General features: G+C 49.5%; 1 protein-coding gene. It reads left to right on the forward strand.

Annotated elements, in window-relative coordinates:
• The first annotated feature begins 79 nt into the window (after positions 1-79).
• Positions 80-1,519, forward strand: a complete 1,440-nt coding sequence (locus A9165_RS16345; protein ID WP_008949780.1) for an IS1182 family transposase — start codon at positions 80-82, stop codon at positions 1,517-1,519.
• Positions 1,520-1,589 lie beyond the last annotated feature (70 nt).

Here is a 1,589-nt window from a genome sequence, read left to right on the forward strand (position 1 = left end):
CTCAGACTGCTGACAAAGTCCTGGACGCCGATCCAGGACTTTGATCTAATAGGGTTAGTTGATTTGAAGGCTAACCAACATGCTCAAAACTCCCTCTCCTCAACAATATCAGTTAGAAATGGTCACGCTCGAAGAGCTGGTACCGAAGAACCATTTGGTTCGCAAGGTCGATGCCGCCATTGATTTCGAGTTCATTCGTGCTGAAGTCGAACATCTCTACTGCAAAGATAATGGCCGTCCGCCGATTGACCCTGTCCGTTTATTTAAGATGATGATCCTCGGCTATCTGTTTGGCATTCCCAGTGAGCGTCGTCTGGTACAGGAAATTCAGGTTAATGTGGCTTATCGCTGGTTTTTGCGGATGGGATTAACCGAGAAAGTGCCTGATGCCTCGACGCTGAGCCAGAATCGTATTCGTCGTTTTAACGGCACGGATGTGTTTCAGCGTATCTTCGACCGGATAGTTGAACAGGCGTATGAGCAGCGTCTGATTGGTGGTCACACGCTTTACACTGACAGCACACATTTAAAAGCCAATGCCAATAAGCGCAAGGCGGTGAACAAAGAGGTGGCGGTCAGTGCATCGGCGTATATCGCTGAGCTCAACAAGGCGGTTGAAGAGGACCGGTTAGCCCATGGCAAAGCGCCACTGAAGCAAGATGACTCGAAGGAGCCCGAAACCAAAAATCAAAAGGTCAGCACAACCGACCCTGACAGTGGCTTTATGACGCGGGAAGGCAAACCACAGGGCTTCTTCTACCTTGACCATCGCACCGTGGATGGCCGCCACGGCATCATCACGGATACCTTCGTGACGCCGGGGAATGTGCATGATAGCCAGCCCTATCTGGCCAGATTAGACCGTCAGCTTGAGCGCTTTAAGTTTAGTCCGATAGCCGTTGGTTTGGATGCGGGCTACTTTACTGCACCGCTTTGCCATTTAATCCGGGAGCGGCAAATTGCACCGGTTATTGCCTACCGTCGTCCCAATGTCACCGCTAATCCGATTAAGAAGAAGCAATTTACCTACGATAAAACAACCGATACCTATCGTTGCCCCCAAGGTGAAATCCTGACTTACAGCACGACAGACCGTCAGGGCTACCGGCATTATCAATCTAACCCTAAAGTGTGCCAGGATTGCCCGCTACGTCAGGACTGCACGAAGAACAAGCAGTATAAGAAAACGATAACCCGGCATGTATGGGAAGAGGATAAAGAGCATGTGAGCGGGTTGCGGCTGCTGTCCTGGGGTAAGAAGATTTACAACCGACGAAAAGAGACGGTTGAACGCAGCTTCGCAGACGCAAAACAGCATCATGGCCATCGCTATGCACGGTTCCGTGGTCTGGCGAAAGTGCAGATGCAGTGTTTACTGGCGGCGGTAGCGCAAAACATCAAGAAAATGGCCTTGCTGGCCTTTTTATCGCTTTTTTATGGCCTGAAATCGGCACTATACACCTTTGCAGAGTGCATTCTGCGGCATAACAAATCCGAGATTCAATACTGCCAGATTTAATAAAAGAAAGCAGAAAACACAGATCAAAAAAGATCAGAATCCAGAAAACACAAACCCCGGCCAAAAAACC

It is taken from the genome of Alishewanella sp. HH-ZS, assembly GCF_001704375.1.
Lineage (GTDB): Bacteria > Pseudomonadota > Gammaproteobacteria > Enterobacterales > Alteromonadaceae > Alishewanella > Alishewanella aestuarii.